26 protein-coding genes and 1 other annotated feature are annotated in these 26,670 nt (G+C 36.4%); all 26 genes read left to right on the top strand.

Features of this window, described 5'->3' with window-relative positions; all coding sequences use genetic code 11:
* Positions 1-108: 108 nt before the first annotated feature.
* The gene (gene ftsA, locus QA612_RS12345) at positions 109-1,389 is read left to right on the top strand and encodes a cell division protein FtsA (protein ID WP_278284122.1); all 1,281 of its coding nucleotides are present in this window, start codon (positions 109-111) and stop codon (positions 1,387-1,389) included.
* Between the two features lie 51 nt (positions 1,390-1,440).
* Positions 1,441-2,577, top strand: a complete 1,137-nt coding sequence (gene ftsZ, locus QA612_RS12340; protein ID WP_278284121.1) for a cell division protein FtsZ — start codon at positions 1,441-1,443, stop codon at positions 2,575-2,577.
* 298 nt (positions 2,578-2,875) lie between these two features.
* The gene (locus QA612_RS12335) at positions 2,876-3,022 is read left to right on the top strand and encodes a hypothetical protein (protein ID WP_278284120.1); all 147 of its coding nucleotides are present in this window, start codon (positions 2,876-2,878) and stop codon (positions 3,020-3,022) included.
* 152 nt (positions 3,023-3,174) lie between these two features.
* Positions 3,175-3,348, top strand: a complete 174-nt coding sequence (locus tag QA612_RS12330) for a hypothetical protein (protein ID WP_278284119.1) — start codon at positions 3,175-3,177, stop codon at positions 3,346-3,348.
* 264 nt (positions 3,349-3,612) lie between these two features.
* Positions 3,613-4,524, top strand: a complete 912-nt coding sequence (gene spoIIGA, locus QA612_RS12325; protein WP_278284118.1) for a sigma-E processing peptidase SpoIIGA — start codon at positions 3,613-3,615, stop codon at positions 4,522-4,524.
* A 36-nt stretch (positions 4,525-4,560) separates the two neighbouring features.
* Positions 4,561-5,274, top strand: a complete 714-nt coding sequence (gene sigE / locus QA612_RS12320; protein WP_278284117.1) for an RNA polymerase sporulation sigma factor SigE — start codon at positions 4,561-4,563, stop codon at positions 5,272-5,274.
* Between the two features lie 128 nt (positions 5,275-5,402).
* The gene (gene sigG / locus QA612_RS12315) at positions 5,403-6,188 is read left to right on the top strand and encodes an RNA polymerase sporulation sigma factor SigG (protein ID WP_278284116.1); all 786 of its coding nucleotides are present in this window, start codon (positions 5,403-5,405) and stop codon (positions 6,186-6,188) included.
* Between the two features lie 108 nt (positions 6,189-6,296).
* Positions 6,297-6,569 (top strand): YlmC/YmxH family sporulation protein, encoded by a 273-nt coding sequence (locus tag QA612_RS12310; RefSeq protein ID WP_278284115.1) that lies wholly within the window; start codon positions 6,297-6,299, stop codon positions 6,567-6,569.
* Positions 6,570-6,861: 292 nt separating this feature from the next.
* Positions 6,862-7,548, top strand: a complete 687-nt coding sequence (locus QA612_RS12305; RefSeq protein ID WP_278284114.1) for a YggS family pyridoxal phosphate-dependent enzyme — start codon at positions 6,862-6,864, stop codon at positions 7,546-7,548.
* A gap of 38 nt (positions 7,549-7,586) precedes the next feature.
* Positions 7,587-8,009: a cell division protein SepF gene (locus tag QA612_RS12300; protein ID WP_278284113.1), complete on the top strand. Its 423-nt coding sequence runs from the start codon at positions 7,587-7,589 to the stop codon at positions 8,007-8,009.
* A gap of 24 nt (positions 8,010-8,033) precedes the next feature.
* Positions 8,034-8,297, top strand: a complete 264-nt coding sequence (locus QA612_RS12295; RefSeq protein ID WP_278284112.1) for a YggT family protein — start codon at positions 8,034-8,036, stop codon at positions 8,295-8,297.
* Positions 8,298-8,349: 52 nt separating this feature from the next.
* On the top strand, positions 8,350-9,123 hold the full coding sequence (locus QA612_RS12290; RefSeq protein ID WP_278284111.1) for a YlmH family RNA-binding protein: 774 nt from the start codon (positions 8,350-8,352) through the stop codon (positions 9,121-9,123).
* 101 nt (positions 9,124-9,224) lie between these two features.
* Complete coding sequence (locus tag QA612_RS12285; protein WP_278284110.1) at positions 9,225-9,725, top strand: DivIVA domain-containing protein; 501 nt, start codon at positions 9,225-9,227, stop codon at positions 9,723-9,725.
* A gap of 160 nt (positions 9,726-9,885) precedes the next feature.
* Positions 9,886-10,134 (top strand) — a binding site (T-box leader).
* 133 nt (positions 10,135-10,267) lie between these two features.
* Positions 10,268-13,030, top strand: a complete 2,763-nt coding sequence (gene ileS / locus QA612_RS12280) for an isoleucine--tRNA ligase (protein ID WP_278284109.1) — start codon at positions 10,268-10,270, stop codon at positions 13,028-13,030.
* A gap of 268 nt (positions 13,031-13,298) precedes the next feature.
* Positions 13,299-13,760: a signal peptidase II gene (gene lspA, locus QA612_RS12275; protein WP_278284108.1), complete on the top strand. Its 462-nt coding sequence runs from the start codon at positions 13,299-13,301 to the stop codon at positions 13,758-13,760.
* Position 13,761: 1 nt separating this feature from the next.
* A complete protein-coding gene (locus tag QA612_RS12270) occupies positions 13,762-14,682 on the top strand; it encodes an RluA family pseudouridine synthase (protein ID WP_278284107.1) in 921 nt (306 codons plus the stop codon).
* Between the two features lie 229 nt (positions 14,683-14,911).
* Positions 14,912-15,457 carry a bifunctional pyr operon transcriptional regulator/uracil phosphoribosyltransferase PyrR gene (pyrR, locus tag QA612_RS12265; RefSeq protein ID WP_278284106.1) on the top strand — a complete coding sequence of 182 codons (546 nt, stop codon included), beginning with the start codon at positions 14,912-14,914 and terminating at the stop codon, positions 15,455-15,457.
* A 140-nt stretch (positions 15,458-15,597) separates the two neighbouring features.
* Positions 15,598-16,920: a uracil permease gene (gene uraA, locus QA612_RS12260; protein WP_278284105.1), complete on the top strand. Its 1,323-nt coding sequence runs from the start codon at positions 15,598-15,600 to the stop codon at positions 16,918-16,920.
* Between the two features lie 201 nt (positions 16,921-17,121).
* Positions 17,122-18,030: an aspartate carbamoyltransferase catalytic subunit gene (locus tag QA612_RS12255; RefSeq protein WP_278284104.1), complete on the top strand. Its 909-nt coding sequence runs from the start codon at positions 17,122-17,124 to the stop codon at positions 18,028-18,030.
* Positions 18,014-19,312 (top strand): dihydroorotase, encoded by a 1,299-nt coding sequence (locus QA612_RS12250; protein ID WP_278284103.1) that lies wholly within the window; start codon positions 18,014-18,016, stop codon positions 19,310-19,312. Before QA612_RS12255 ends, QA612_RS12250 begins: the two co-directional genes overlap by 17 nt.
* Positions 19,312-20,400, top strand: coding sequence for a carbamoyl phosphate synthase small subunit (locus tag QA612_RS12245; RefSeq protein ID WP_278284102.1), 1,089 nt, complete (start codon positions 19,312-19,314; stop codon positions 20,398-20,400). Before QA612_RS12250 ends, QA612_RS12245 begins: the two co-directional genes overlap by 1 nt.
* Positions 20,393-23,605, top strand: coding sequence for a carbamoyl-phosphate synthase large subunit (gene carB, locus QA612_RS12240; RefSeq protein WP_278284101.1), 3,213 nt, complete (start codon positions 20,393-20,395; stop codon positions 23,603-23,605). Before QA612_RS12245 ends, carB begins: the two co-directional genes overlap by 8 nt.
* Positions 23,602-24,378, top strand: a complete 777-nt coding sequence (locus tag QA612_RS12235) for a dihydroorotate dehydrogenase electron transfer subunit (protein WP_278284100.1) — start codon at positions 23,602-23,604, stop codon at positions 24,376-24,378. The genes carB and QA612_RS12235 overlap by 4 nt, the downstream gene beginning before the upstream one ends.
* The gene (locus QA612_RS12230) at positions 24,375-25,298 is read left to right on the top strand and encodes a dihydroorotate dehydrogenase (protein ID WP_278284099.1); all 924 of its coding nucleotides are present in this window, start codon (positions 24,375-24,377) and stop codon (positions 25,296-25,298) included. Before QA612_RS12235 ends, QA612_RS12230 begins: the two co-directional genes overlap by 4 nt.
* Entirely contained in the window at positions 25,283-25,993 is a 711-nt protein-coding gene (gene pyrF, locus QA612_RS12225; RefSeq protein WP_278284098.1) for an orotidine-5'-phosphate decarboxylase, read from the top strand. Before QA612_RS12230 ends, pyrF begins: the two co-directional genes overlap by 16 nt.
* Positions 25,993-26,628, top strand: a complete 636-nt coding sequence (gene pyrE / locus QA612_RS12220; RefSeq protein WP_278284097.1) for an orotate phosphoribosyltransferase — start codon at positions 25,993-25,995, stop codon at positions 26,626-26,628. Before pyrF ends, pyrE begins: the two co-directional genes overlap by 1 nt.
* Positions 26,629-26,670: the final 42 nt, after the last annotated feature.

Raw genomic sequence — 26,670 nt, 5'->3', positions numbered from 1 at the left:
TGTTATTTTATAATAGGAAATGTTGTTATGGTTATTGTTATAACTGAGTTACATAATTCGTTGAACTTAATACTATAAATGGATGCAGGATTAAGGAGGTGCCAACAGATGAACAACCATGATATATATGTCACACTAGATATAGGCACATCATGCGTTCGTGTCGTTATTGGTGAAATGGCTAATGGTACATTGAACATTATTGGCGTTGGTGAAACTAATTCAGAAGGAATAAAAAAAGGTTCTATCGTGGACATAGATGAAACGGTTCATTCTATTCGTACAGCAGTTGATAAAGCAGAAAGAATGATTGGACTATCTATTGATAGTGTTATTATTGGTATTACAGGTAACCATATTCAACTTCAGCCATGTCATGGTGTTGTTGCTGTTTCCAGTGATGATCGTGAAATTGGTGACGAAGATGTAGCTAGAGTATATGATGCTGCTCAAGTAGTATCCGTTCCTCCAGAGAGAGAAATCATTGATGTTATTCCTAAACAATTTATTGTAGATGGTCTAGATGAAATTAACGACCCTCGTGGAATGATAGGTGTCCGATTAGAAATGCAAGGAACAATAATAACTGGTTCACGTACAATGTTACATAATGTAATACGTTGTGTTGAAAAGGCTGGGTTACAAGTTGCAAATATCGCATTGCAACCGTTAGCTGCAGGCACAATAGCATTATCTAAGGATGAAAAAAGTTTAGGTGTTGCCTTAATTGATATGGGTGGTGGTTCAACAACTATTTCTGTCTTTGAACAAGGTGCACTTCAAGGAATGAAGCAAATACCTATTGGTGGTGACCATATTACGAATGACATATCTGTAGGCTTTCGAACATCTACAGAAGAGGCAGAAAAAGTAAAAGTAGATTATGGACATGCTTTCATAGATCACGCCTCCGATGATGAAACTTTCGAAGTTTCGGAGATTGGTAGTGATCAAAAACAAGAATTTTCTCAATGGCAATTAGCTAATATTATTGAACCTCGTATTGAAGAGATGCTACATTTAGCTTACAAGGAAATACAGCGATTAGGCTATCATGATTTACCTGGGGGCTTTGTATTAACAGGTGGAACTGTTAAGATACCAGGGGTCCTTGAACTTGCAAGAGATATTCTTCAAAAAAATGTACGTATTGCTATTCCTGACTATATAGGAGTTCGTGAACCACAATATACGAATGGTGTAGGATTAATTACTTTTGCACATCGTAATTTAAGAATTCAAGGTAAAGAAATAGCTGCGTCAGTTAGCTCTTATTCGGAAGTAACACCGGAACGTAAGGAAAAGCCGTTAAAAGGAAAACAACAAGGGAAGGAAAGCCCGGGAGTAAAGAAAAAAGTTACGAATTTATTTAAAATGTTTTTTGAATAGTAATGAAAAATGTTGATGAGTGTGAACCATGATGGATTGGGGGATCAAACTATGTTGGAATTTGAAATGGATACAGATCAGTTAGCAACTATTAAGGTCATTGGTGTTGGTGGAGGCGGAAGTAATGCCGTGAACAGAATGATTGAAAATGGTTTGCAGGGAGTAGATTTTATTGCTGTAAATACAGATGCTCAAGCCTTACATTTATCTAAGGCTGAAATAAAACTACAATTAGGTGGGAAATTAACGAGAGGATTAGGTGCAGGTGCGAATCCGGAGGTAGGAAAAAAAGCTGCAGAAGAAAGTCGTGAACAACTTGAAGAAGTATTAAACGGTGCTGATATGGTATTTATTACTGCTGGTATGGGTGGAGGAACTGGAACAGGTGCAGCTCCAGTAATCGCCGAAATAGCAAGGGAATTAGGTGCTCTAACAGTTGGTGTAGTTACGCGTCCTTTCACTTTTGAAGGAAGAAAGCGTATGATGCAAGCTGGTGGTGGTATTTCTTCCCTAAAAGAAAAAGTTGATACTTTGATTGTTATTCCTAATGACAGACTTCTTGAAATTGTTGATAAAAACACTCCAATGCTTGAAGCATTTAGAGAAGCTGATAATGTATTACGTCAAGGTGTACAAGGTATATCTGATTTAATTGCAGTTCCTGGACTAATAAATTTAGATTTTGCTGATGTAAAAACAATAATGAGTGAAAAAGGGTCTGCATTAATGGGTATTGGAGTTGCAACAGGAGAAAATAGGGCAGCGGAAGCGGCTAAAAAAGCAATTTCTTCACCTTTATTAGAGACTTCTATTGATGGTGCACAAGGAGTGTTAATGAACATTACTGGTGGAGCAAATTTAAGCTTGTTTGAAGTACATGAAGCAGCAGAAATTGTATCTACAGCATCAGATAGTGAAGTGAATATGATCTTCGGATCGGTCATTAATGAAGATTTAAAGGATGAGATTGTTGTTACTGTAATTGCTACAGGCTTTGATGAACAGCAAAACGAAAAAAGCACTAGTAATAGAAATACGGTAGTACAGCAGCGTCCTAAACAAGTACCAAATAGAAATGAATCTGCACAAGAATTGAATAACCAGTCGAAACAGAAATCTACTTCAGACGAAGAACTAGATACGTTAGATATTCCTACGTTTTTACGAAATCGTAGAAAACGAACATAAGTTATAAAAGTAAAGGTTAATGAAAGGGGTTATTCTCCCTTTTCATTAACCTTTTTTACTTTTATGGAAAAAAGGCCACACCTTTATAATTTTAAGTGTTTAAATTTTAAATGTTGCTTCTATAGTTTTGCTCATCAACTGTTGAAATCTTGTTATTTAGGGTAGACCTCGATGCAAGTGAAAATCTTTGCACCATGTGTGATGACAAAGTTCTTACACAGCAATCACATTTTATGTATTTGTAACTTTGCAGTCGTCAAGTTTGGTCCTATTATACTGCAAATTGCATAAACACTGTTTGCAGGCACAGAGGAAGTGGCCAGCGTTCCTGCAAAGAGTGAAAAAGAGGTTTGCAGGCACAGAGGAAGTGGCCAGCGTTCCTGCAAAGAGTGAAAAAGAGGTTTGCAGGCACAGAGGAAGTGGCCAGCGTTCCTGCAAAGAATGAAAAAGAGGTTTGCAGGCACAGAGGAAGTGGCCAGCGTTCCTGCAAAGAATGAAAAAGAGGTTTGCAGGCACAGAGGAAGTGGCCAGCGTTCCTGCAAAGAGTGAAAAAGAGGTTTGCAGGCACAGAGGAAGTTCCTAGCGTTCCTGTAAAGAGTGAAAAAGAGGTTTGCGGGCACAGAGGAAGTGGCCAGCGTTCCTGCAAAGAATGAAAAAGAGATTTGCAGGCTCAGAGGAAAAACACCCTATTCCTGCAAAGGGAGCAAAGGATTAGCGGAAAGCTTCTTGGCTACCGCATTTCATGTTTTTGTAGTCAAGACCACTTCATGACTACCACCTCCCCTCTCAAAATAATCATTTTCTGGAGAGTCATTTTTTATATGAAAACAAGAATTATTTTCGACATAGTATTTATCAATCTCATTGCTCGCGGACCCTCTAGTTCCCTTTTATTTAGACTATTAATTCATAGTGTAGGTGACAATATCGCGGAAAATCAGTCAAAATAAGTCCCTTTTTATTAGCAAAAAGTGACAGACTTAAAACTGTGCATACGATATACTATGTTCAAATTCCGATTCGGACGGTGGTAGCTTGGAAATCTATTTAGATGTTATTTGGCTATTAAACTTTTTAATTGACCTTCTGCTAATCTATCTAACAGCCATCGTATTGAAAAGGAATATTAAAAAGTGGAGACTATTAATTGGTGCCTTTATTGCATCGTTGTATGTATTTTTTTTATTTACACCGGTTGATTATTTAGCAATGAATCCGATTGTAAAGAGTTTTTATTCTTTGTTAATAATTTATGCTAGCTTTGGGTTCTATCGATTTCGATTATTTATTCAAGCTTGGCTTACTTTCTTTTTTGTAAATTTTGCAGTAGGAGGTGGATTGTTAGGCTTACACTTCTTTCTTGAAACAGACACGAACTTCATCATGGGGACTTTTGCAACGCAAACGAGTGGATTTGGTAGTCCAATAAGTTGGTTGTTTGTTCTTGTCGGCTTTCCCCTTATGTTTTGGTATTCGAGACAGCGTCTTGAAACGATTGAAACAGAGAAAATACGATATGATCAAATCTATCCCGTGTTAATTAAAGCTGCTGGAATGACGTTGCAACTAAAGGGATTCGTAGATAGTGGAAATCGTTTAGAAGACCCATTAACTCGGAGGTCAGTCATGATAATAGATATGACTGAAGTAGGGCAACAATTCCCAAAATCTATCCTTCAATTTACAAAAAATCCTACTTTTGCTGATATTGATTTACCAGAACGTTTTGAAGGAAAGTTAACGATGATTCCATTCCGTACAGTTGGGAAAAATAATCAGTTTTTATGGGCTCTAAGACCGGATGAAGTTGTTGTATATGAAGATGACACTCCGTATTATTGTAGAAATGTCTTACTTGGTTTGAGTTATACACCATTATCTGATAGACATGATTACAATTGTTTATTACACCCTAAGATGATGCAGCAAAAGAAACAATCGTCGTAAAAATAGAACAAATATTCTGAAGGGGGAATTTCCATAATGATTAAACTAAAATTGAAACTTTGGTGGTATAGAATCCTATCAAAATTAGGATTAAAGTCAGATGAGGTTTTTTACATAGGCGGGAGTGAAGCATTACCACCTCCATTAACCAAGGATGAAGAAGCATATTTATTAAAGAAGCTTCCTTCAGGTGATGAGTCTGTTCGATCAGTATTAATAGAACGTAATCTACGTCTTGTAGTTTACATTGCACGTAAATTTGAGAATACAGGAATTAACATAGAGGATTTAATAAGTATTGGGACAATAGGTTTAATTAAAGCTGTTAACACCTTTGATCCAGAGAAGAAAATTAAGTTAGCTACGTATGCATCACGATGTATAGAAAATGAAATTTTAATGTATCTGAGAAGAAATAATAAAATTAGATCAGAAGTTTCCTTCGATGAACCGTTAAACATTGATTGGGATGGAAATGAGCTATTATTATCTGATGTTCTAGGAACAGAGGAAGATATTATTACAAAAGGAATTGAAGACAAAGTAGACCGAAAGCTACTTGTGAAGTCATTAGAAACATTAAATGATCGTGAAAAACAGATTATGGAGCTACGCTTTGGATTAGCTGGTGGAGAAGAAAAGACACAGAAGGATGTTGCAGATATGTTAGGTATTTCACAATCGTATATTAGTCGATTAGAAAAAAGAATAATCAAGAGGCTCAGAAAAGAATTTAATAAAATGTTATAATTGTTTTAACAAGACATGACAAGGCTTGAAGGAATTTCAAGTCTTTTTTTGTTTGGAAGCTCTGCATAATTTTCCCTCTCTAGGAGATACTGATTTTTGTACATCAACTCCTGTTGGGAGGGAAGACATTGACTCGAAATAAAGTAGAAATTTGTGGAGTAGACACTTCAAAATTACCAGTATTGAAAAACAAAGAAATGAGAATCCTCTTTGAACAAATGCAAAATGGGGATGAATTTGCAAGGGAAAAGCTTGTAAATGGAAATTTACGTTTAGTGTTAAGTGTTATTCAACGCTTTAACAATCGGGGTGAATATGTAGATGATTTATTTCAAGTAGGGTGTATAGGGTTAATGAAATCCATCGATAATTTTGATTTAAGTCAAAACGTAAAATTCTCAACCTATGCAGTACCTATGATTATTGGAGAAATTAGAAGGTATTTGCGGGATAATAATCCAATTAGAGTATCGAGATCTTTACGGGATATTGCTTACAAAGCACTGCAGGTAAGAGACAATTTAATGAATGAAAAAACCAGGGAACGTGAACCAACTGTACAAGAAATTGCAAAAGTTTTAGATGTTCCAAAAGAAGATATTGTGTTTGCTCTTGATGCCATTCAAGATCCTGTTTCTCTTTTTGAACCAATATATAATGATGGTGGAGATCCTATTTATGTAATGGATCAAATAAGTGATGACAAGCAAAAGGATATTCAATGGATTGAGGAAATTGCACTGAAAGAAGCGATGATTAGATTAAATGATCGAGAAAAAATGATATTAAACATGCGGTTCTTTCAAGGGAAAACGCAAATGGAAGTGGCTGATGAAATTGGAATTTCACAAGCGCAAGTATCTCGTTTAGAAAAAGCAGCCATTCAACAAATGAATAAACATGCTAAGGAATAGACCGAATAAAACCTGCTTTTGCAGGTTTTTTCTTTTTATACATGAGAAGGGAAATAAGTTGAACAAGGCTTGCATACACTGTATTGAATGGTAATGGGAGGGGATGAAATGTTAAAAATATCTGATATTCAATCGAAAGATATTGTCAATTTAGCGGACGGACGATTGTTAGGACATATATCAGACTTAGATATTAATTTAGAAAATGGGACTGTTGATGCTCTTATCATTGGTGGTGGTAGAATGATGAATCTTTTCAATAGAGAACAAGAAATTATTATACCATGGAAAAATGTAGTTAAAATAGGCTCTGACGTTATATTAGTAAGGTATCACTCTTCAGGAAATGTCAGTATAGATGCAGAAGATGAAGATAACTAATTGCATATGATGTATAAATAGGGATAAATATTTATTATCCCTATTTTTTACTATCCATAAGCTATTATGCAATGCTCGCGGCAGGAGTCGCCGCTATCACAATTCTGAACTGTTGTTTTTTTCAGCTATTACTATAAGTTAAGGGGTCCATTGTGAATAATTTTAGCAAGATATATTTATTTAAACAGAAAAAATAGGAACTACCTATAGGATAACCATTGCTTGATACAGAAAGATTCATTATGATAAGTATATGGAAAAAATGATGTTTATTGTGGAAGGAGCATCGTTTGTGTCAGTATATGAAAATTTAAAAGATGTACAAGCTATTATTCACGCAAGCAGTATGAGAGGAAAAAGAGATCCATCAAAAGTAAATATTATTGCAGTTACAAAATATGTTTCTATTCAGCGAGCATCGGAAGTTTTGGATGCAGGAGTCATTCATATTGGTGAAAATCGTGTGGATGAAGGATTGGAAAAATGGAATGCACTTGGTGATAAAGCAACATGGCATTTTATTGGGAGCCTACAGTCAAAGAAAGTGAAAAATATGATCGATCAATTTGATTACATTCATTCACTTGATAGGCTTTCATTAGCAAAAGAAATTAATAAACGAATGGCTAATGGGAAGAAGATGAAGTGCTTTGTACAAGTTAATGTTTCTGGAGAGGAAAGTAAATCTGGATTACATCCAAATGATACGTTACCATTTATAAAAGAGCTTGCTGACTTTCCAGCTATTGAAGTAGTTGGATTAATGACAATGGCGCCTTTTGTGGAAAATAATGAGCTTGTTAGACCATTTTTTCGAAAGCTAAGAGAATTAAAAGAAGATATTGAAGGTCTTAACTTACCTCATGCCCCTTGCCATGAATTGTCAATGGGAATGTCTAATGATTTTGGAATTGCAGTAGAAGAAGGAGCTACATTTGTCCGGATAGGGACTGCCCTGGTGGGTAACGAAAAGGTTTAATAGAAAGACACTTATTATTAAATGATGAGGTGAAAAAGATGAGTATAAAAGGTAAGTTTAAAAAGTTTTTTGAACTTGAAGATGAATATCATCATGAAACAGTTCAATATGAACAAGAACCACAAGAAGAATTAGAACCGACTTTTTCTCATAAGAACGAAAAAGAAAAGAATAATGTGGTTAGTTTAAAAAGTGTTCAGCACCAAGCGAAGGTAATTCTCATCGAACCTCATACCTATGATGAAGTACAAGATATTGCAGATCAACTAAAAAATCGTAAATGTGTTGTTATTAATTTACAACGCTTACCACATGATCAAGCAAAACGAATTGTAGATTTTATTAGTGGAACAGTATATGCTATTGGAGGGAACATACAAAAGTTAGGAGCAAATATTTTTCTATGTACTCCAGACAATATAGATGTTTCTGGTAGTATTTCAGAAATGCTTCAAGAGTAGACATACAAAAGGAAGGTGAATAAATTGGTTTTATTACATCAGCTTGTTATACAAGCTATTAACATTTATTGGATTATATGTATTATTTACATTTTTATGTCGTGGGTTCCAAATGCAAGGGAATCGTCCTTCGGTCAACTAGTTGGGAGATTAGTGGAACCGTATTTAGCGCCTTTTAGAAAAATTATTCCTCCATTAGGAATGATAGACATTTCCCCAATCGTAGCAATCTTTGCTCTTCGTTATGCAATGTTTGGTGTTGACTTCTTGTTCCAGATGTTTTATTAAAAAAATATAATGAAATGTAATGATTTAATAGAGCAGGTGAGTATACCAAATTATGAGTGTTTATGAGCATTACAGAAAAGAAGAACATACTTTTGTAGATCAAGTTTTAGAATGGAAGGAAATAGTCATTGAACAGTACCGTTCAAAGTTGACAGATTTTCTAGACCCACGCCAACAAGAAATTGTACTTACTGTAATAGGGAACGACGACGAAGTGCATATATCCTTTTGGGGTGGTCATGAACAAGCAGAACGTAAACGTTGTATTCTCTATCCTACATATTTTGAACTGTCGTATTCAGATTTTGAAATAAATGTTTACGAATTAAATTATCCACATAAATTTGTCCAAATTGAACATCGCCATTTATTAGGTGCATTAATGAACGTAGGTTTAAAAAGAGAGAAGTTCGGTGACATCTTAACGGATGGACAAAGGTTTCAAATTGTGTTAGCTCATGAGGTAGCAGATTTTGTGAAATGGAATGTTACATCCGTAGGTAAAGCAAAAGTCAGCTTAAACGATATACAGGTAGAGGATTTAATTCAAAAAGAAGATAATCTTACATTTACTCATATTATTTCATCTTCCCTTCGTTTAGACACAATAATTGGAGAAATATATCATCTTTCCCGAGCAAAAGCTAAGGAGCTTGTAGAAGGAGGGTATGTTCGTGTGAACTGGAAGATTATTGAGGATCCAAGCTTTTCACTTCAAGAAAAGGACACAATATCCGTACGTGGGAAAGGAAGAACAATTCTTTATTCTAATGAAGGATTTACTAAAAAAGATAAATATAGATTAATAATTGGCACCCCAAAATAAATGTCGTAGTAGCAGGAATGAACTATTCCTTTGTCGAATATGATATTATGACTTTTTCGTGCTAAAGATAAAATTAACATTTGATTAGAGGAGGTTTACCTATGCCATTAACACCGTTAGATATTCATAATAAGGAATTTAGTCGTGGATTTCGAGGATATGACGAAGATGAAGTAAATGAATTTCTTGATCAAGTTATTAAAGATTATGAGATGGTTATTCGTGAAAAAAAAGATTTGTTTGATCGTGTAAACGAATTAGAAGAAAAACTTGGCCATTTTTCTAATATTGAATCCACACTTAATAAATCAATTCTTATTGCACAGGAAACTGCAGAGGAAGTAAAGCGTAATGCCGAAAAGGAAGCAAAATTAATCATTAAAGAATCAGAAAAGAATGCTGATCGAATTATAAATGAAGCATTGAGTAAATCACGTAAAATTGCTTTAGAAATTGAAGAATTAAAAAAGCAAGCTTCAGTATATCGTACGAGATTTAGAATGCTATTAGAAGCCCAACTAGAAATGTTAAATAATGATGATTGGGATGATTTAAGTAAGCATGTAGAAGATCTCGAAATAAACAATCCATCCAAATATTAAAATTGCTTTAAAGGTTTTTGGGGTTAAACGTGTAAATTAATCAATCTTTACTTGACGCTAGAATTGTACTTATCATATACTTTAATAAGATTTTATTGAAAAATAATAATATATGATTAAAAGTTATAAGATTGGTCAAAATGGAATACAAAATGAAAAATAAAAAACGATGACAGGGAGAGTACATTTGTTATTCTAGCATAGCGAATCAGGGATGGTGGGAGCCTGAAGCTAGTAGCAGATGGAAAATCACCCTTGAGTTGCAATACCGAACAGACGAGTATATGTCCTAGTAAGATGCGCCGGTTTGTTTCACGTTACGAAATTTGAGTGAATAAGAAATGAAATTATTTATAATTATTTCTTATTTATTAGGGTGGTACCGCGGGTGTTCCTTCTCGTCCCTTATTGGATGAGAAGGTTTTTTGTGTTTTAATTTATCCAAAACAAGTTTAGAGTGTAGTGTTAGTACTATTTTTTCAATCAGATAACTGTTTTATTTCGTTAAGAAAAATTTAATATTAAAAGGAGGCAGTGGCATAATGGACTACAAAGACACATTGCTTATGCCAAAAACGGAGTTTCCTATGCGTGGAAATCTTCCGAACCGTGAACCTGTTATGCAGGAGGAATGGGAAAATAAGAAAATTTATGAAAAGGTACAAGAAAGAACAGCAGGACGTCCAATGTTTGTCCTACACGATGGTCCACCTTACGCTAATGGTGATATTCACATGGGGCATGCATTAAATAAGATCTTAAAAGATTTTATTGTTCGCTATAAATCGATGACTGGTTTCCATGCTCCATATGTTCCAGGTTGGGATACTCATGGGTTACCAATTGAAACAGCATTAACAAAAAAAGGTAAAGTAGATCGTAAAAAGCTTAGTGTAGCAGAGTTTAGAAAGAAATGTGAAGAATATGCATTAGAACAAATTGATAATCAACGTGAACAATTTAAACGTTTAGGTGTACGTGGAGATTGGGATAATCCTTATGTGACTTTAACTCACGGCTACGAAGCGCAGCAAATAAAAGTGTTCGGTGATATGGCAAAGAAGGGGTATATTTACAAAGGGAAGAAACCTGTTTATTGGTCCCCATCATCTGAATCAGCACTTGCTGAAGCAGAAATTGAATATCACGACAAACGTTCTCCTTCTATTTATGTTGCTTTTGATGTGAGGGATGGAAAAGGTGTTCTTGAAGGTGATGAGAAATATATCATTTGGACAACAACCCCATGGACAATTCCAGCCAACCTAGGAATTACCGTTCATCCAGAGTTAGATTATGTAGTTCTTCAAGTTGAAACGCAAAAATATATTGTTGCAAAAGGTTTATTAGAGCATTTAGAAGGAGAACTCAGCTGGGGTAATTATGAAATTATCAAGACCTTAAAAGGTGCACAATTAGAAAATACAGTTGCAAAGCACCCACTTTATGATCGTGAATCATTAGTAATGGTAGGGGAGCACGTAACTCTTGATGCTGGTACAGGATGTGTTCATACTGCTCCTGGACATGGGGAAGACGACTTTATTGTTGGGCAAAAATATGGTTTAGATGTTCTTTGTCCAGTAGATGACAAAGGGGTATTCACAGAAGAAGCTCCAATGTTTGAAGGATTATTTTATGACACAGCAAATAAAGCGATTACTGAAAAACTAAAGGAAGTAGGAGCATTACTTCATTTAGCGTTCATTACTCACTCATATCCACACGATTGGAGAACGAAAAAGCCAGTAATGTACCGAGCTACTGCCCAATGGTTTGCGTCCATAAAGGATTTCCGTGATGATTTATTAAGAGAAATCAATGAAGTAAATTGGGTTCCACACTGGGGAGAGACTCGCCTTTACAATATGGTAAGAGACAGAGGAGATTGGTGTATTTCTCGTCAACGAGCATGGGGTGTTCCTATTCCTGTTTTTTACGGTGAAGATGGTGAGGCCATCATTACTGACGAAACGATCAACCATGTTTCAAGCTTATTCCGGGAACACGGGTCAAATATTTGGTTTGAATGGGAGACGATAGATTTACTTCCAGAAGGTTTTACATCTGAGCATAGTCCGAATGGAACATTTACGAAAGAAACAGATATAATGGATGTTTGGTTCGACTCTGGTTCCTCTCACCAAGCGGTTCTAGAGGAAAGAGATGATCTTCAACGGCCAGCTGACATGTATTTAGAAGGGTCAGATCAATATCGCGGTTGGTTTAACTCCTCACTATCTACTGCTGTTGCTGTAACAGGTAAATCACCTTACAAGACTGTTTTGAGTCATGGATTTACACTAGATGGTGAAGGTAGAAAAATGAGTAAATCACTAGGGAATGTAGTCATACCAGACAAGGTAATGAAGCAGCTAGGAGCTGATATATTACGTCTTTGGGTAGCTTCTGTTGATTATCAAGCAGACGTTCGTGTATCAGATAATATTTTAAAACAGGTTGCAGAAGTTTATCGTAAAATCCGTAACACATTCCGTTTTATGCTAGGAAACATTCACGATTTCGATCCAGCAAAAGATGCTATCGCTTTTGAAGATATGACTGAGCTAGATCAATATATGTTAGTAAAATTAAACAATGTAGTAAAAGACGTGAAGAAGGGCTATGAAGAATTCCAATTTGGATCGGTGTATAACAAGGTTCATAACTTCTGTACAATCGAATTAAGTTCGTTCTACATGGACATTGCAAAGGATACACTATATATCCAACATGCAGATCATCCAGAACGACGGGGGATTCAAACAGTTATGTACGAAGCTCTTGTAACTCTAACGAAGCTAATGACGCCAATCTTATCTCATACTGCAGATGAAGTATGGAAGCACATCCCAGGGGTAACAGAAGACAGTGCACAGTTAACAGACATGCCTGATACTAGGGAATATAGCAGCGAAACAGAATTGGTGGAAAAATGGGATCATTTCATGGAACTACGTGACGATGTATTAAAAGCGTTAGAAGAAGCGCGTAATGAAAAAGGTGTGAAGAAAAGTTTAGAAGCGTCCATTGAGCTCTATGCTTCTGAAAATGATCGGAACCTTTTAGAAGATATTGCAGGATTAAATAAATTATTTATTACATCAAAAGCAGTTGTTGCTGGGGACAAGGCTAATGCACCAGCTGATGCAAAAGAATACGATTTCTTAAGCGTTAAAGTGGACTTTGCAGAAGGTGAAAAATGTGAACGTTGCTGGGTTGTTGCTCCATCTTTAGGGAAAAACGAAAAGCATCCACATTTATGTGACAGCTGTACAGATATTGTTGTAAATCATTATGAATAATATTTAATATGGTTCAAGAAGTGAAAGGGTGGCACCTATTTTTTAGGGCTACTCTTTTCTTTCGTTCCTAATCTCTATCTCGAGTATTCGCATTAAAAATTAGGAAATGATATATAATAACGTCAGTATAAAAAGAAAGCTGTTATTTTCTCTTTCCCTATTAAAAAACACAAGATTTGATGGTTTCATAAAGAAATAAATTGTTTGTCTTTAGTGGCTATGCTAAAATTCATAAGGATAGATTAGATTTTGAATGGGGGAGGAAACATTGTTTTATTACGTATTGAGTCTACTTATTATCCTTCTAGATCAAGGCACTAAATGGCTTGTAGTTCAACGAATGGAGTTAAGAGAAAGTATACCTGTCATTGAGGGCTGGTTTTATCTTACTTCACATAGAAATGCAGGGGCTGCTTTCGGCATTTTGCAAGGTCAAATGTGGTTATTTTATATTGTTACAACAGTCGTTATCGTTGTAATCATTTATATGATTCAAAAGCAAGTTCAAGGTAATCGTTGGTACGGAATATCACTAGGTCTCGTTTTAGGTGGTGCAATTGGTAATTTTATCGATCGAATCTTTTTAGGCGAAGTAGTAGACTTTTTGGATGTCTACATATTTAGTTATAATTACCCTATTTTCAATGTTGCTGATTCTGCATTAGTAGTAGGGGTTATTATGCTAATCATCTATTTTTTAAGAGAAGAAAAAATGCAAGGGAAGTCATAAAATGGAAACATATGAATTAGTATCAGAACAAAAAGGAATTAGAATTGACAAATTTATTTCAGATTATTATCCACAATGGTCCAGAACATTGGTTCAGCAATGGATTAAAGAGGGACATATTGAAGTAAATGGACAGTCTGTAAAAAGTAATTATAAAGTTTCTGTAGGAGATCAAATAAAAATAGAAGAACCTGAGCTTGAACCATTAAATGTAGAAGCGGAAGATCTAAATTTAGACATTATATACGAAGATTCAGATGTCCTTGTTGTGAATAAACCTAGAGGAATGGTAGTACATCCAGCTCCTGGCCATTATTCTGGTACACTTGTAAATGGATTAATGTATCATTGCAATGACCTTTCAGGAATTAATGGTGTGATGCGTCCTGGAATTGTTCATCGTATTGATAAGGATACATCCGGTTTACTTATGGTTGCTAAAAACGATGTTGCACATGAATCCCTAGTGGAACAGTTAAAAAATAAAGAGACAAAACGTAGATATGTCGCTATCGTTGCTGGAGTCATCGGTCACGATAAAGGAACAATTGATGCTCCAATAGGTAGAAATCCAGAGGACCGCCAAAGTATGATGGTAACAGATAAAAATAGTAAAGAGGCAGTTACCCATTTTCAAGTAATGGAACGTTTCCAACGTCATACACTTGTAGCTTGTGAATTAGAAACTGGGAGGACTCATCAAATTCGAGTCCACTTAAATTATATTGGATTCCCAATTATTGAGGATCCAAAGTATGGTCCGAGACGACAACGAAATCGTTTCCCAATTGAAGGGCAGGCACTCCACGCTGAAATATTAGGTTTTCGCCATCCTAGAACAAATGAGATGATGACTTTTTCTACACCAATACCTAAAGATATGGAGCAATGCTTAGAAGAACTTCGCAAAAGTGATCATTGACAAAGTACGACATTAGTGACATAATAACATAAGAAATAAATACGGAATACCTTTAACAACAGTCCCGTGAGGCTGTGAAGGGAACAGACATTTTCGTTTACTAAGTGTACTACTTAGGATACGTATGAACAAAATGTGCAAGTATACCCTCTCGCTGCCTAGTGAGAGGGTATTTTCATGTCTTTACTTAAAAGGGATTCCAGCGAATGACCTTGAAAGGGGGATGACGATGAATAAAGGAATTTTAGATGAACAAGCAATACGACGTGCACTAACACGTATCGCACATGAAATCATTGAACGGAATAAGGGGATTGAAAACTGTATTTTAGTTGGCATTAAGACAAGAGGGATTTACTTAGCTCAACGACTTGCAGAAAGAATTGAACAGATTGAAGGAGAAAAAATCGAAGTAGGTGAAGTAGATATTACTTTATACCGAGATGACCTTTCCCTAAAAACGAAAGATGAAGAACCAGAATTAAAAGGTACTGACATTTCAGTAGACATTACAAACAAAACGATTATTCTTGTTGATGATGTTCTTTACACAGGTCGAACAGTAAGAGCTGCCCTTGATGCCCTAATTGATTTTGGGCGTCCATCCCAAATACAATTAGCAGTTCTCATTGATCGAGGACACCGCGAGCTACCAATTAGACCAGACTTTGTTGGGAAAAATGTACCTACATCCAAATCTGAAGTAGTTGAAGCAAAATTAAGAGAAGTAGATAAAGTTGATGAAGTTATTATTAAACAAAAAACCTCCCTTTAAACCAGTCCAGTGAGGCTGACAAGGGGTATTAATCCTCTCCTATATGAATACAAAAATTATTTGTACTCATACTAGGCTTGTGAAATACCTCTTTGAAGAGCAAAGAGGTTTTTTGTATAGATGAATAGGGGGATATTGAAATGAATGAACCAAAAACAGTAGGAATTCGAGAAATACCAAGGGCAGATAAATGGCTCATGTTAAGCATACAGCACTTATTCGCCATGTTCGGAGCAACGATTTTAGTTCCCTTTTTAGTAGAAATAAGCCCAGCGGTTGCTTTAGTTTCAAGTGGTCTAGGTACACTTGCCTACTTACTTGTCACGAGAGGACAAATTCCAGCCTACTTAGGGTCTTCCTTTGCTTTCATTACACCGATGGTCAGTGCAATATCAGCTGAAGGTATTGAAGGGATGCTAGTTGGTAGTTTTGTAGCGGGATTAGTTTACGGTATAGTAGCTATATTAATAAAAGGTATTGGCGTAAGCTGGTTAATAAACTTACTACCACCAATTGTAGTTGGACCAGTTATTATGGTAATTGGATTAGGATTAGCTCCTGTAGCTTTAGATATGGCTATGTATGTACCTGGATTAGAAGAGCAAGTTTATGACGGAACGTTATTTACAATTGCACTTATAACATTGTTTATTACTGTCATTGCTTCGATTTTTTTCAGAGGTTTTTTTGGACTTATACCAATCTTAATTGGAATTATTGGAGGATATACAACTGCCTACTTTGCAGGCATAGTTGATTTGGATCCGGTAAGAGAGGCAGCCTGGTTTGCTGCACCTGAATTCTACATTCCTTTTGTTACATTCACACCGGTTTTTAGTTGGACAATTATTGCAATCATGGTACCTGTAGCTCTCGTTACACTATCGGAGCACATAGGTGATCAAATGGTTTTAAGTAAAGTAGTTGGAAAGAACTTTGTGAAAAAGCCTGGTTTACACCGTTCGATTTTCGGGGATGGTATTGCAACGATTATTAGTTCTTGTCTTGGTGGACCACCAAATACAACGTATGGTGAAAATATTGGAGTTGTTGCATTAACAAGAGTATATAGTGTGTTCGTTATCGGAGGTGCAGCAACGTTAGCTATAATATTTGGTTTCGTCGGGAAAATAGCAGCTTTAATTGAATCGATTCCCGCAGCTGTCATGGGTGGAGTATCCATTCTACTATTCGGTATAATCGCATCAAGTGGATTACGCATGCTAATTGACAATAAAGTTGACATTGGACAAAAAAGAAATTTAATCATTTCTTCGGTCATTTTAGTAATTGGTATAGGTGGTGCATTTATCCAGGTGACAGATGAAATACAAATTCCTGGTATGGCATTAGCGGCTATCATTGGTGTTTTATTGAATTTAATCCTTCCTGGTAGAACGGTTATTAAAAATTCAGATGATATGTTTAAAGGTATAAGTGAAGAGGTAAAAGAGGAAAAATAAAATAGATTCATCCTTTAAATTAGTCCTGAGAGGCTTTTAAGGGTGACACTAAAGAATATCTTGGAGAGTATCCATGATCCGAGAGTTTCTTTACTCTATCGAAATGGATAGAGTTCGTGAGCACCCAACAATCACCAATGTTAGGGTGCTATTTTTATAACGCCCTATTGCTTCCATAAAATATATTAAGGAGTGGGTATCATGAAGCATTTACGAACATTAGAAGACTTAACGTTAGAACAGTTGGAAAAGCTTTTATCCTTGGCAAACGAAATGGATAAAATCTCCCTAAAACAAAGTGAACCCCCTATAACTGTTGCAAATTTGTTTTTTGAACCAAGTACTAGAACAAAATGTAGCTTTGAAATGGCTCAAAAAGAGCTAGGTTTACATTCACTCCACTTTGAAACAAACTTTTCAAGTGTTCAAAAGGGAGAAACTCTTTATGATACAGTTAAAACGTTAGAGTCCATTGGTGTAAAGGCGGTCGTGATTCGTCATCCTGAAAAAGCCTATTACAAAGAGCTAGAAAATATTAATATACCTATCGTAAATGCAGGTGATGGGGCTGGGGACCACCCTTCTCAGTCACTTTTAGATTTATTAACAATACAACAAGAGTTTGTCATTTTCCAAGGGTTACACATTGTTATTTGTGGAGACATTCGTCATAGTCGTGTTGCTAGAACGAATGCAAATATTTTACGAAAACTAGGATCGAAAGTATCTTTTGCAGGTCCTGAAGAATGGATGGACCGGGAGATAACTAAAGGTAATGTCATATCAATGGATAAAGCAGTAAAAGAAGCAGATGTAATGATGATGCTTCGAATACAGACAGAACGTCATGACATGTCAGAAGGCTGGACAAAGGAGGCATATCACGAGGCATACGGTTTAACAGTAGGTAGAGAAAAATTGATGAAAAAGAATGCAGTGATTCTTCATCCTGCTCCAGTTAATCGGGATGTGGAAATTGCAAGTGAACTTGTGGAATGTGATCGATCAAGAATATTTAAGCAAATGAAAAATGGTGTACTCGTAAGAAAAGCTATACTAGCGTATGTATTAAACTTATTGGAGGTAAAAAAATATGAACGTGTTATATAAAAATGGATGGACTTTTAATAAAACAGGAAAAAAACAACCAATTTCTATAAATGTGAATGTGGAGACAGGTAAAATTGAAGCTTTGTATTCTACTCCCGTAGAGGATGAAAGCTCATTTCATGAAGTAATAGATATGAAAGGGCTTCTTGTAACGCCAGGGTTTGTTGATTTACATGTTCATTTACGTGAACCAGGTGGAGAAAAGAAAGAAACAATTGAGACTGGAACCTTGGCAGCAGCTAAAGGTGGTTATACAACAATTGCTGCAATGCCAAATACTCGCCCTGTACCAGACACTGCAGAAAATTATCTTTCCATTGCTACTGCCATGAAAGAAAGAGGCTATGTTCGCGTCTTACCCTACGCATCAATAACAGAAAGACAAGCAGGGAAAAATTTAACGAATATAGAGGAGTTAGCAAATCTAGGTGCATTCGCTTTTACAGACGATGGTGTAGGTGTGCAAGAGGCAGGGAAAATGTATGAAGCAATGTTGGTAGCAGCAAGTGTAAATAAAGCTATTGTGGCTCATTGTGAAGATAATAGCTTACTATATGGTGGCGCTGTACATGCTGGAGAATTTTCAAAGAAGTCTGGTGTACCTGGGATTTTATCAGCTTCAGAATCTGTACATATTGCAAGGGATGTTCTTCTAGCAGAAACTGCTGGTGCCCACTACCATGTATGTCATGTGAGTACAAAGGAATCTGTTCGTGTTATCCGTGATGCAAAACGGGCTGGAATCCATGTTACAGCAGAAGTTTCTCCTCATCACTTGATTTTATGTGATGAAGATATTCCAGGTGTTGATACAAATTATAAAATGAATCCACCATTACGAGGTCCTGAAGATAGAAAAGCGTTAATTGAAGGACTTTTAGATGGAACTTTGGATTTCATAGCAACTGATCATGCACCACATACAAAAGAGGAAAAAGAGCTTTCAATAGAAGAAGCACCATTTGGGATTGTAGGTTTAGAGATCGCTTTTCCACTCCTATATACACATTTCGTACAAAAAGGAATTATATCATTACACGAATTGGTTGAATGGATGACAATAAAGCCAGCCAAAACATTTGACCTTCCTTATGGTCGCTTAGAAGTAGGAGGGTATGGAGATTTTACAATCATAGATTTAAACATGGAAGCAACAGTTGATGTTGAATCATTTGTTTCAAAAGGAAAAAACACGCCATTTGGCGATGAAAAACTTACAGGTTGGCCTGTTTATACAGTAGCATCTGGTAAAACTGCGTGGAAAAATGAGGAGGTCATGTAATGAAACGACTACTAGTACTAGAAAATGGTGAAGTTTTTGTTGGGAAAGGAATTGGAAGTGAACGGGAACGAGATGGAGAGGTAGTTTTTAATACAGGAATGACTGGATACCAAGAAGTTATGTCTGATCCATCATATTGTGGACAAATAGTAACAATGACGTATCCTTTAATTGGTAATTATGGTATCAATAGGGATGATTTTGAAAGTATTATTCCAAATATTCATGGCCTAATTGTGAAAGAAGCTTCTGCATACCCTAGCCATTTCCGTTCAAAACTTTCTTTAGATGAATGGTTAAAGCACTTTGATATTCCAGGAATTGAAGGTATTGATACAAGAAAATTAACAAGAATGATACGTGAAAATGGAACGTTAAAAGGACGAATTTGTTCATCAGAAGTAAATGTTGATGAAGTAGTAAGTCATTTGAAAGAGATTCCGTTTCCAACAGACCAGGTTTCAAGAGTTTCAACGAAAACACGTTTTGTAAACCCAGGTACAAAAGAAAGGGTTGTATTAATTGATTATGGTGTGAAAAAAGGGATTGTGAAAAATCTTGTTGCAGAGGGTTATGAAGTGATGGTTGTTCCTCACAATACAACTGCAGATGAAATTAGACTTTTTCAGCCTGATGGAATCGTTTTAAGTAATGGACCTGGTGATCCTAAGGATGTGCCAGAGTGTATTGAAACTGTAAAGGCGTTAATAGGTGAGGTACCGATTTTTGGTATTTGTTTAGGACATCAACTTCTTGCTCTTGCATGTGGAGCAGAAACTGTGAAAATGAAATTCGGTCATCGGGGAAGTAACCACCCAGTAAAAGATTTACGGACTGGGCAAATTGCTATCACTGCACAAAATCATGGCTATACGGTTCACGCTGATAGCATTGCTGAAACGAATTTAGAAGTGACCCATGTTAATGTAAATGATGGTTCTATTGAAGGAATTCGACATAAAGAAGAACTTGCCTTTAGTGTACAATACCACCCAGAAGCATCGCCAGGACCTGAGGATGCGCAAAATTTATTTAAAGAATTTCGTGAGATGCTAGAAGCAGCTAGAAAGGGGTTTACACATGCCTAAACGAACGGATATCAAAAAAATTCTCGTTATTGGATCTGGTCCAATAATTATCGGACAAGCAGCAGAGTTTGACTATGCAGGAACACAAGCGTGTCAATCTCTTATGGAGGAAGGCTATGAGGTAATTTTGATTAACTCTAACCCTGCCACAATTATGACAGACGAGTCAGTAGCAGATCGAGTATACATTGAACCTCTTACTTTAGATTTTGTAAGCAGAATTATTCGTCAGGAGCAACCTGATGGGATTTTAGCAACATTAGGTGGACAAACTGGATTGAATTTAGCTGTAGAGCTATCAGAATCAGGAATTCTTGATGAATATGGGGTTGAACTATTAGGAACAGATCTGGACGCTATTCAAAAGGCAGAGGATCGAGAGCTATTTCGAACATTAATGAATGACTTAAACGAACCTGTGCCACCGAGTGACATTGTTCAAACGTTAGAAGGGGCATTAAAGTTTGTGGAGGAAATTGGTTATCCAGTAATCGTTAGACCTGCTTATACGTTAGGTGGTAGCGGCGGTGGACTTGTATACAATGAGGAACAGCTTAGAGAGATTGTTACAGGTGGATTACATCAAAGTCCAGTTAATCAATGCTTAATCGAAAAAAGTATCGCAGGATTTAAAGAAGTAGAATACGAAGTTATGCGTGATGCGAATGATCAAGCAATCGTTGTTTGTAATATGGAAAACATCGATCCAGTTGGTATTCACACAGGAGACTCTATCGTTGTGGCACCAAGTCAAACGTTGACAGATAGGGAATATCAAATTTTACGTAATTCTTCTTTAAAAATAATTCGTGCTTTAGGAATTGAAGGTGGATGTAATGTCCAATGTGCCTTAGATCCATATAGTGAAAATTATTACATTATCGAGGTAAATCCTCGTGTTAGTCGTTCATCAGCATTAGCATCTAAAGCGACAGGCTATCCAATTGCAAAACTATCTGCCAAAATTGCTGTAGGTTATCATTTAGACGAATGTAAAAATCCAATTACAGAAACAACATACGCTAGCTTTGAGCCAGCCTTAGATTATGTTGTAACAAAAATACCAAGATGGCCATTTGATAAATTTGATTCGGCTAACCGAAAGCTAGGAACCCAAATGAAGGCAACTGGAGAAGTAATGGCAATTGGGAGGAATTTACCAGAATCCTTATTAAAAGCTATTCGTTCTACAGAAGTGGATTTAAATCACATTCGTTTCAGTAAAAAACTTGATATTTCTCATGAAGAATTAAGAAAACGGTTAATAGAAGCAGACGATGAACGCCTTATTCTTGTAGCAGAGGCATTCCGTTTAGGATATGATATCGAAGAGCTTTTTGATATGACAAAAATTGATCGTTATTTCTTGTATCAAATAAAACGAATTATTGTAATGGAAAATGATCTTGTAAATAGTGGTTGGGACGAAGAATCTGTCAGAGATGCAAAAGCACTTGGTTTTTCTGATAATGAAATAGCATCTTTACTAAAAAGTACTGTTCAAGAGGTAGAGGCCTTTAGAGAAAAACATAATATTTATCCTGTATATAAAATGGTGGATACGTGTGCTGCAGAATTTGCATCTGAAACACCATACTATTATGGAACATACGAAGATGAAAATGAATCGAAGCTTACTGCTAAAGAATCAGTAGTTGTATTAGGCTCTGGTCCTATACGAATTGGACAAGGGATTGAATTTGACTATGCTACCGTTCACACAGTAAAAGCGATACAAGAGGCAGGTTATGAGGCAATTATTATCAATAATAATCCTGAAACAGTATCAACGGATTTCCAAATTTCTGATAAATTATACTTTGAACCTTTAACGGTAGAAGACGTCATGCACGTTATTAATCAAGAAAATCCAATCGGAGTAATTGTACAGTTTGGAGGTCAGACAGCATTAAACCTAGCATCTGATTTAGAGGAAAGAGGTGTGAAGCTTCTCGGAACCTCTTTAGAAAATATGGACAGAGCAGAAAATCGTGATAAATTTGAACATACCTTAATGGAGCTAGATATTCCACAACCTGAAGGGAAAACAGCTACTTCAGTGAAGGAAGCAGTAGATATTGCTAATAGTATTGGATATCCAGTCCTCGTACGTCCATCCTACGTACTTGGGGGGCGTGCCATGGAGATTGTTTATAATGAACAAGACCTGTTGAAATACATGGATCGTGCGGTAAAAGTAAACGAAAAGCATCCTGTATTAATCGATCGTTACTTAACGGGTAAAGAAATTGAAGTAGATGCTATTTCTGATGGAGAAACTGTAGTTATTCCAGGTATTATGGAGCATATTGAACGAGCTGGAGTCCACTCAGGTGATTCGATAGCTGTCTATCCATCACAAAACGTAAGCAATAGTCTTAAGAAGCAGTTAATTGATTATACAATTCGATTAGCACGGGGCTTTAATATCATCGGATTGTTAAATATTCAGTTTGTTATCCACCGTAATGAAATTTATGTATTAGAAGTAAACCCAAGATCAAGTAGAACAGTACCATTTTTAAGTAAAATTACTGGTGTTAACATGGCAAATATTGCTACGAAAGCAATTTTAGGAAATAGCTTAACAAGTCAAGGATTCGAAACAGGTTGCTTACCAGAGCCTGAGCTAGTTTCTGTAAAGGTTCCTGTATTCTCATTTGCTAAATTACGAAGCGTTGATATCACATTAGGGCCAGAAATGAAATCCACTGGTGAAGTTATGGGGCGTGATTATACTTTAGAAAAGGCACTATATAAAGGTTTAATTGCTTCTGGAATGAAGATTCCTACACATGGTTCCGTACTGTTCACAATTGCAGATAAGGATAAGGATGAAGCAATGCAATTAGCAAAACGCTTCCACCGAATTGGTTATCATTTATTAGCTACAGAGGGAACAGCAAAAACGATTATGGAAGAAAATATTCCAGTTACAACAGTATCTAAAATTGGTGGTCCGTCACCTGACATGCTCGATGTTATTGAAGGTGGACAGGTACAATATATAATCAATACTTTAACCAAAGGAAAACAAGTAGCTAGAGATGGTTTCAGAATTCGTCGGGAAGCTGTTGAACATGGTGTTGTTTGTTTAACGTCCATGGATACAGCAGAAGCTTTACTTCGAGTAATGGAAATGATTACTTTCTCAGCAGAAGCAATGGGTCAGGAAACGTTGATGAAAAAGGGGTCATTCGTATGAAAATGGAAAATATGACGATAACGGCCCAAACGGAGGTTGCACCCAAAATATACCGAATTGTATTAAATGGACCGTTAGCTCGAGAGTTAAGAGACCCAGGTCAATTTGTGAACATTCGTGTTGGTACAGGAATTGATCCAACGTTACGAAGACCCATTAGTATTTGTGATGTTGATTTAGAAAATGAAGAACTTACGATGATTTATCGACAGGAAGGAAAAGGAACAAAGCTTCTTTCGGAAAAGCTCGTAGGGGATGAAATAAATATATTGGGGCCATTGGGACAAGGCTTTCCTGTAGAAGTTGCTAAGAAAAATAGTACGTGCGTATTAATAGGAGGTGGAGTGGGTATTCCCCCACTCTACTACTTAGCAAAAAAACTTGTTGCTACTGGTGCAAATGTAATTACGATCCTCGGCTTTCGAACAGAAAAGGATATCTTCCTTGAAGAGGAATTTAATGAACTTGGACAAGTTATCGTTACTACAGAAGATGGCTCGAAGGGAATGAAGGGCTATGTAACAGACGCATTGAAATCCTTGACTAGCTACGATGTATATTATACATGTGGACCGAAGCCAATGCTTAGAGCTGTAGAAATAACTGCACAGTCACCAGGATATATTTCATTAGAGGAAAGAATGGGTTGTGGAGTCGGTGCTTGTTTAGCATGTGTCTGTGATTTAACAAAGCCGAACGAAGAGACAGGGAAGGGCTATGCCAAAATTTGTAGTGATGGACCTGTATTTTTAGCGGGAGAGGTGATCTTATGAGTAGAATTGCAGTAAATCTCCCAGGTTTAACAATGAAAAACCCTGTTATGCCTGCTTCTGGATGTTTTGCTTTTGGCCAGGAGTACGGAAAGCTATATGACCTAAATCGGTTAGGGGCTATTTGTGTAAAGGCAGTTACAGTGGAAGAAAGAAGGGGGAATCCAACACCTAGAGTAGCGGAAACTCCAGGTGGAATGCTTAACGCAATTGGACTACAAAATCCAGGGTTAGAACATGTTTTAGAGCATGAACTTCCTTGGCTAGAAAAGTACGATACTCCTATTGTCGTAAACATTGCTGGATATCAAGTAGAAGACTATATGGAAGTGGCAAAAGAAATTTCTAAAGTTAGTAATGTAAACGCCATAGAATTAAACATTTCTTGCCCTAATGTAAAAGAAGGGGGCATTACATTTGGAACTGATGCGTCAACAGCAGCCCATTTGACGGAAAAAGTAAAAACCGTTTCTGAAGTACCTGTCTATGTAAAGCTTTCACCTAATGTGACAGACATAGTAGAGATAGCGAAAGCCGTGGAGCAGGCTGGTGCTGATGGTTTAAGCATGATTAACACCTTATTAGGAATGAGAATTGACTTAAAAACTGGACAACCTATTTTAGCAAATCGAACTGGAGGTTTATCAGGTGCCGCTATAAAACCTGTGGCTATTAGAATGATTCATGACGTAAGTCAACAAGTGGATATTCCAATTATAGGTATGGGTGGAATCTATGAAGTAGACGATATTCTAGAATTTATGATGGCTGGAGCCAGTGCAGTTGCTGTTGGAACAGCAAATTTTATTGATCCTTTTGTTTGTCCAACATTAATTGATCAACTAGAGGAAAGAATGGATGAATTGGGAATCGACAAGTTAAGCTCCATTGTAGGGAGGAGTTCATTATGCAACAACCTATAATTGTAGCTTTAGATTTTCCTAATCGTGAAGAAGTAAAGCAGTTTTTATTACCTTTCGAAAATCAAAACCTATTCCTCAAAGTAGGGATGGAGCTTTTCTATAAAGAAGGTGCTTCATTAGTTCATGATTTGAAATCTCAGGGACACCGTATATTTTTAGATTTAAAGTTACATGATATTCCAACAACAGTCAATCGCGCCATGCAACAGCTAGCTTCTCTTGAAGTGGATATTGTAAACGTTCATGCTATGGGTGGTGTGGAAATGATGAAGGCAGCTAAAGAAGGGCTGTATGCTGGAACTCCTTCCAATAAAGAACTACCTAAATGTATTGCTGTTACTCAATTAACAAGTACGTCTGAAGAAGTACTGCATAATGAATTATATATTAAGTCAACTATAAATGACCACGTTCTACATCTTTGTCATCAAGTGAAAAAAGCAGGACTAGATGGCGTTGTTTGTTCAGCACAAGAAGTTAAAATGATTCGTAGTGAACTTGGTACTAGTTTTTACACGGTTACACCAGGAATTAGAAGAAGTGAAGATGCAGCAGACGATCAACATAGGGTCGTTACTCCAAAGTTAGCCGGAGAATACGGAGCAAATGCCATTGTTGTAGGTAGAGGGATTACTAGAGCAGTGGATCCTTTTTTAGCATATAAACAATACGAGAATGAATGGAGGCAAAATTAATGAACGGGGCAACGATTGCAACATCCTTATTAGAAATTGGGGCAGTATCTCTACGACCACATGACCCCTTTACATGGAGTTCTGGATTAAAGTCTCCAATTTATTGTGATAACCGTTTAACGATGTCATTTCCAGAAGTAAGAAAGGAAATCATTGATCAATTTGTGGATACTATTAAAGAAAAGTTTCAAGAAGTTGAAGTAATAGCAGGTACAGCTACCGCTGGTATTCCTCACGCAGCATGGATTGCTGATCGTTTATCATTACCTATGGTTTATATTCGTTCAAAAGCAAAGGGTCATGGAAAAGAGAATATGATTGAAGGAGTATTAGAAAAAGGAAAAAAGGTTGTTGTTATTGAAGATTTAATTTCTACTGGTGGCTCCTCTATTCAAGCTGCAAATGCAGTGAGGGATGCTGGAGGAGACGTATTAGGTGTGTGTGCGATCTTTACGTATGAATTAGATCAAGCACAAACAGCCTTCTCAAAGGAGAAATTACCATTTATGACATTAACATCTTATTCTGCTCTACTTCACGAAGCTTTAAAAATGGGAAAAATTAATGATAATGATCTTCCGCTACTACAAACGTGGAGAGAAGATCCTAAAAAATGGAAGCAATCATCTATATAAGAGATTGTAGGATGAAAAGAAATAAAAAATTTTTATAAAATT

It is taken from the genome of Evansella sp. AB-P1 (assembly GCF_029688925.1).
Taxonomy (GTDB): domain Bacteria; phylum Bacillota; class Bacilli; order Bacillales; family Salisediminibacteriaceae; genus Evansella.
The sequence above is the reverse complement of the archived record's forward strand: the minus strand, read 5'-3'. Positions and strand labels throughout refer to the sequence as shown.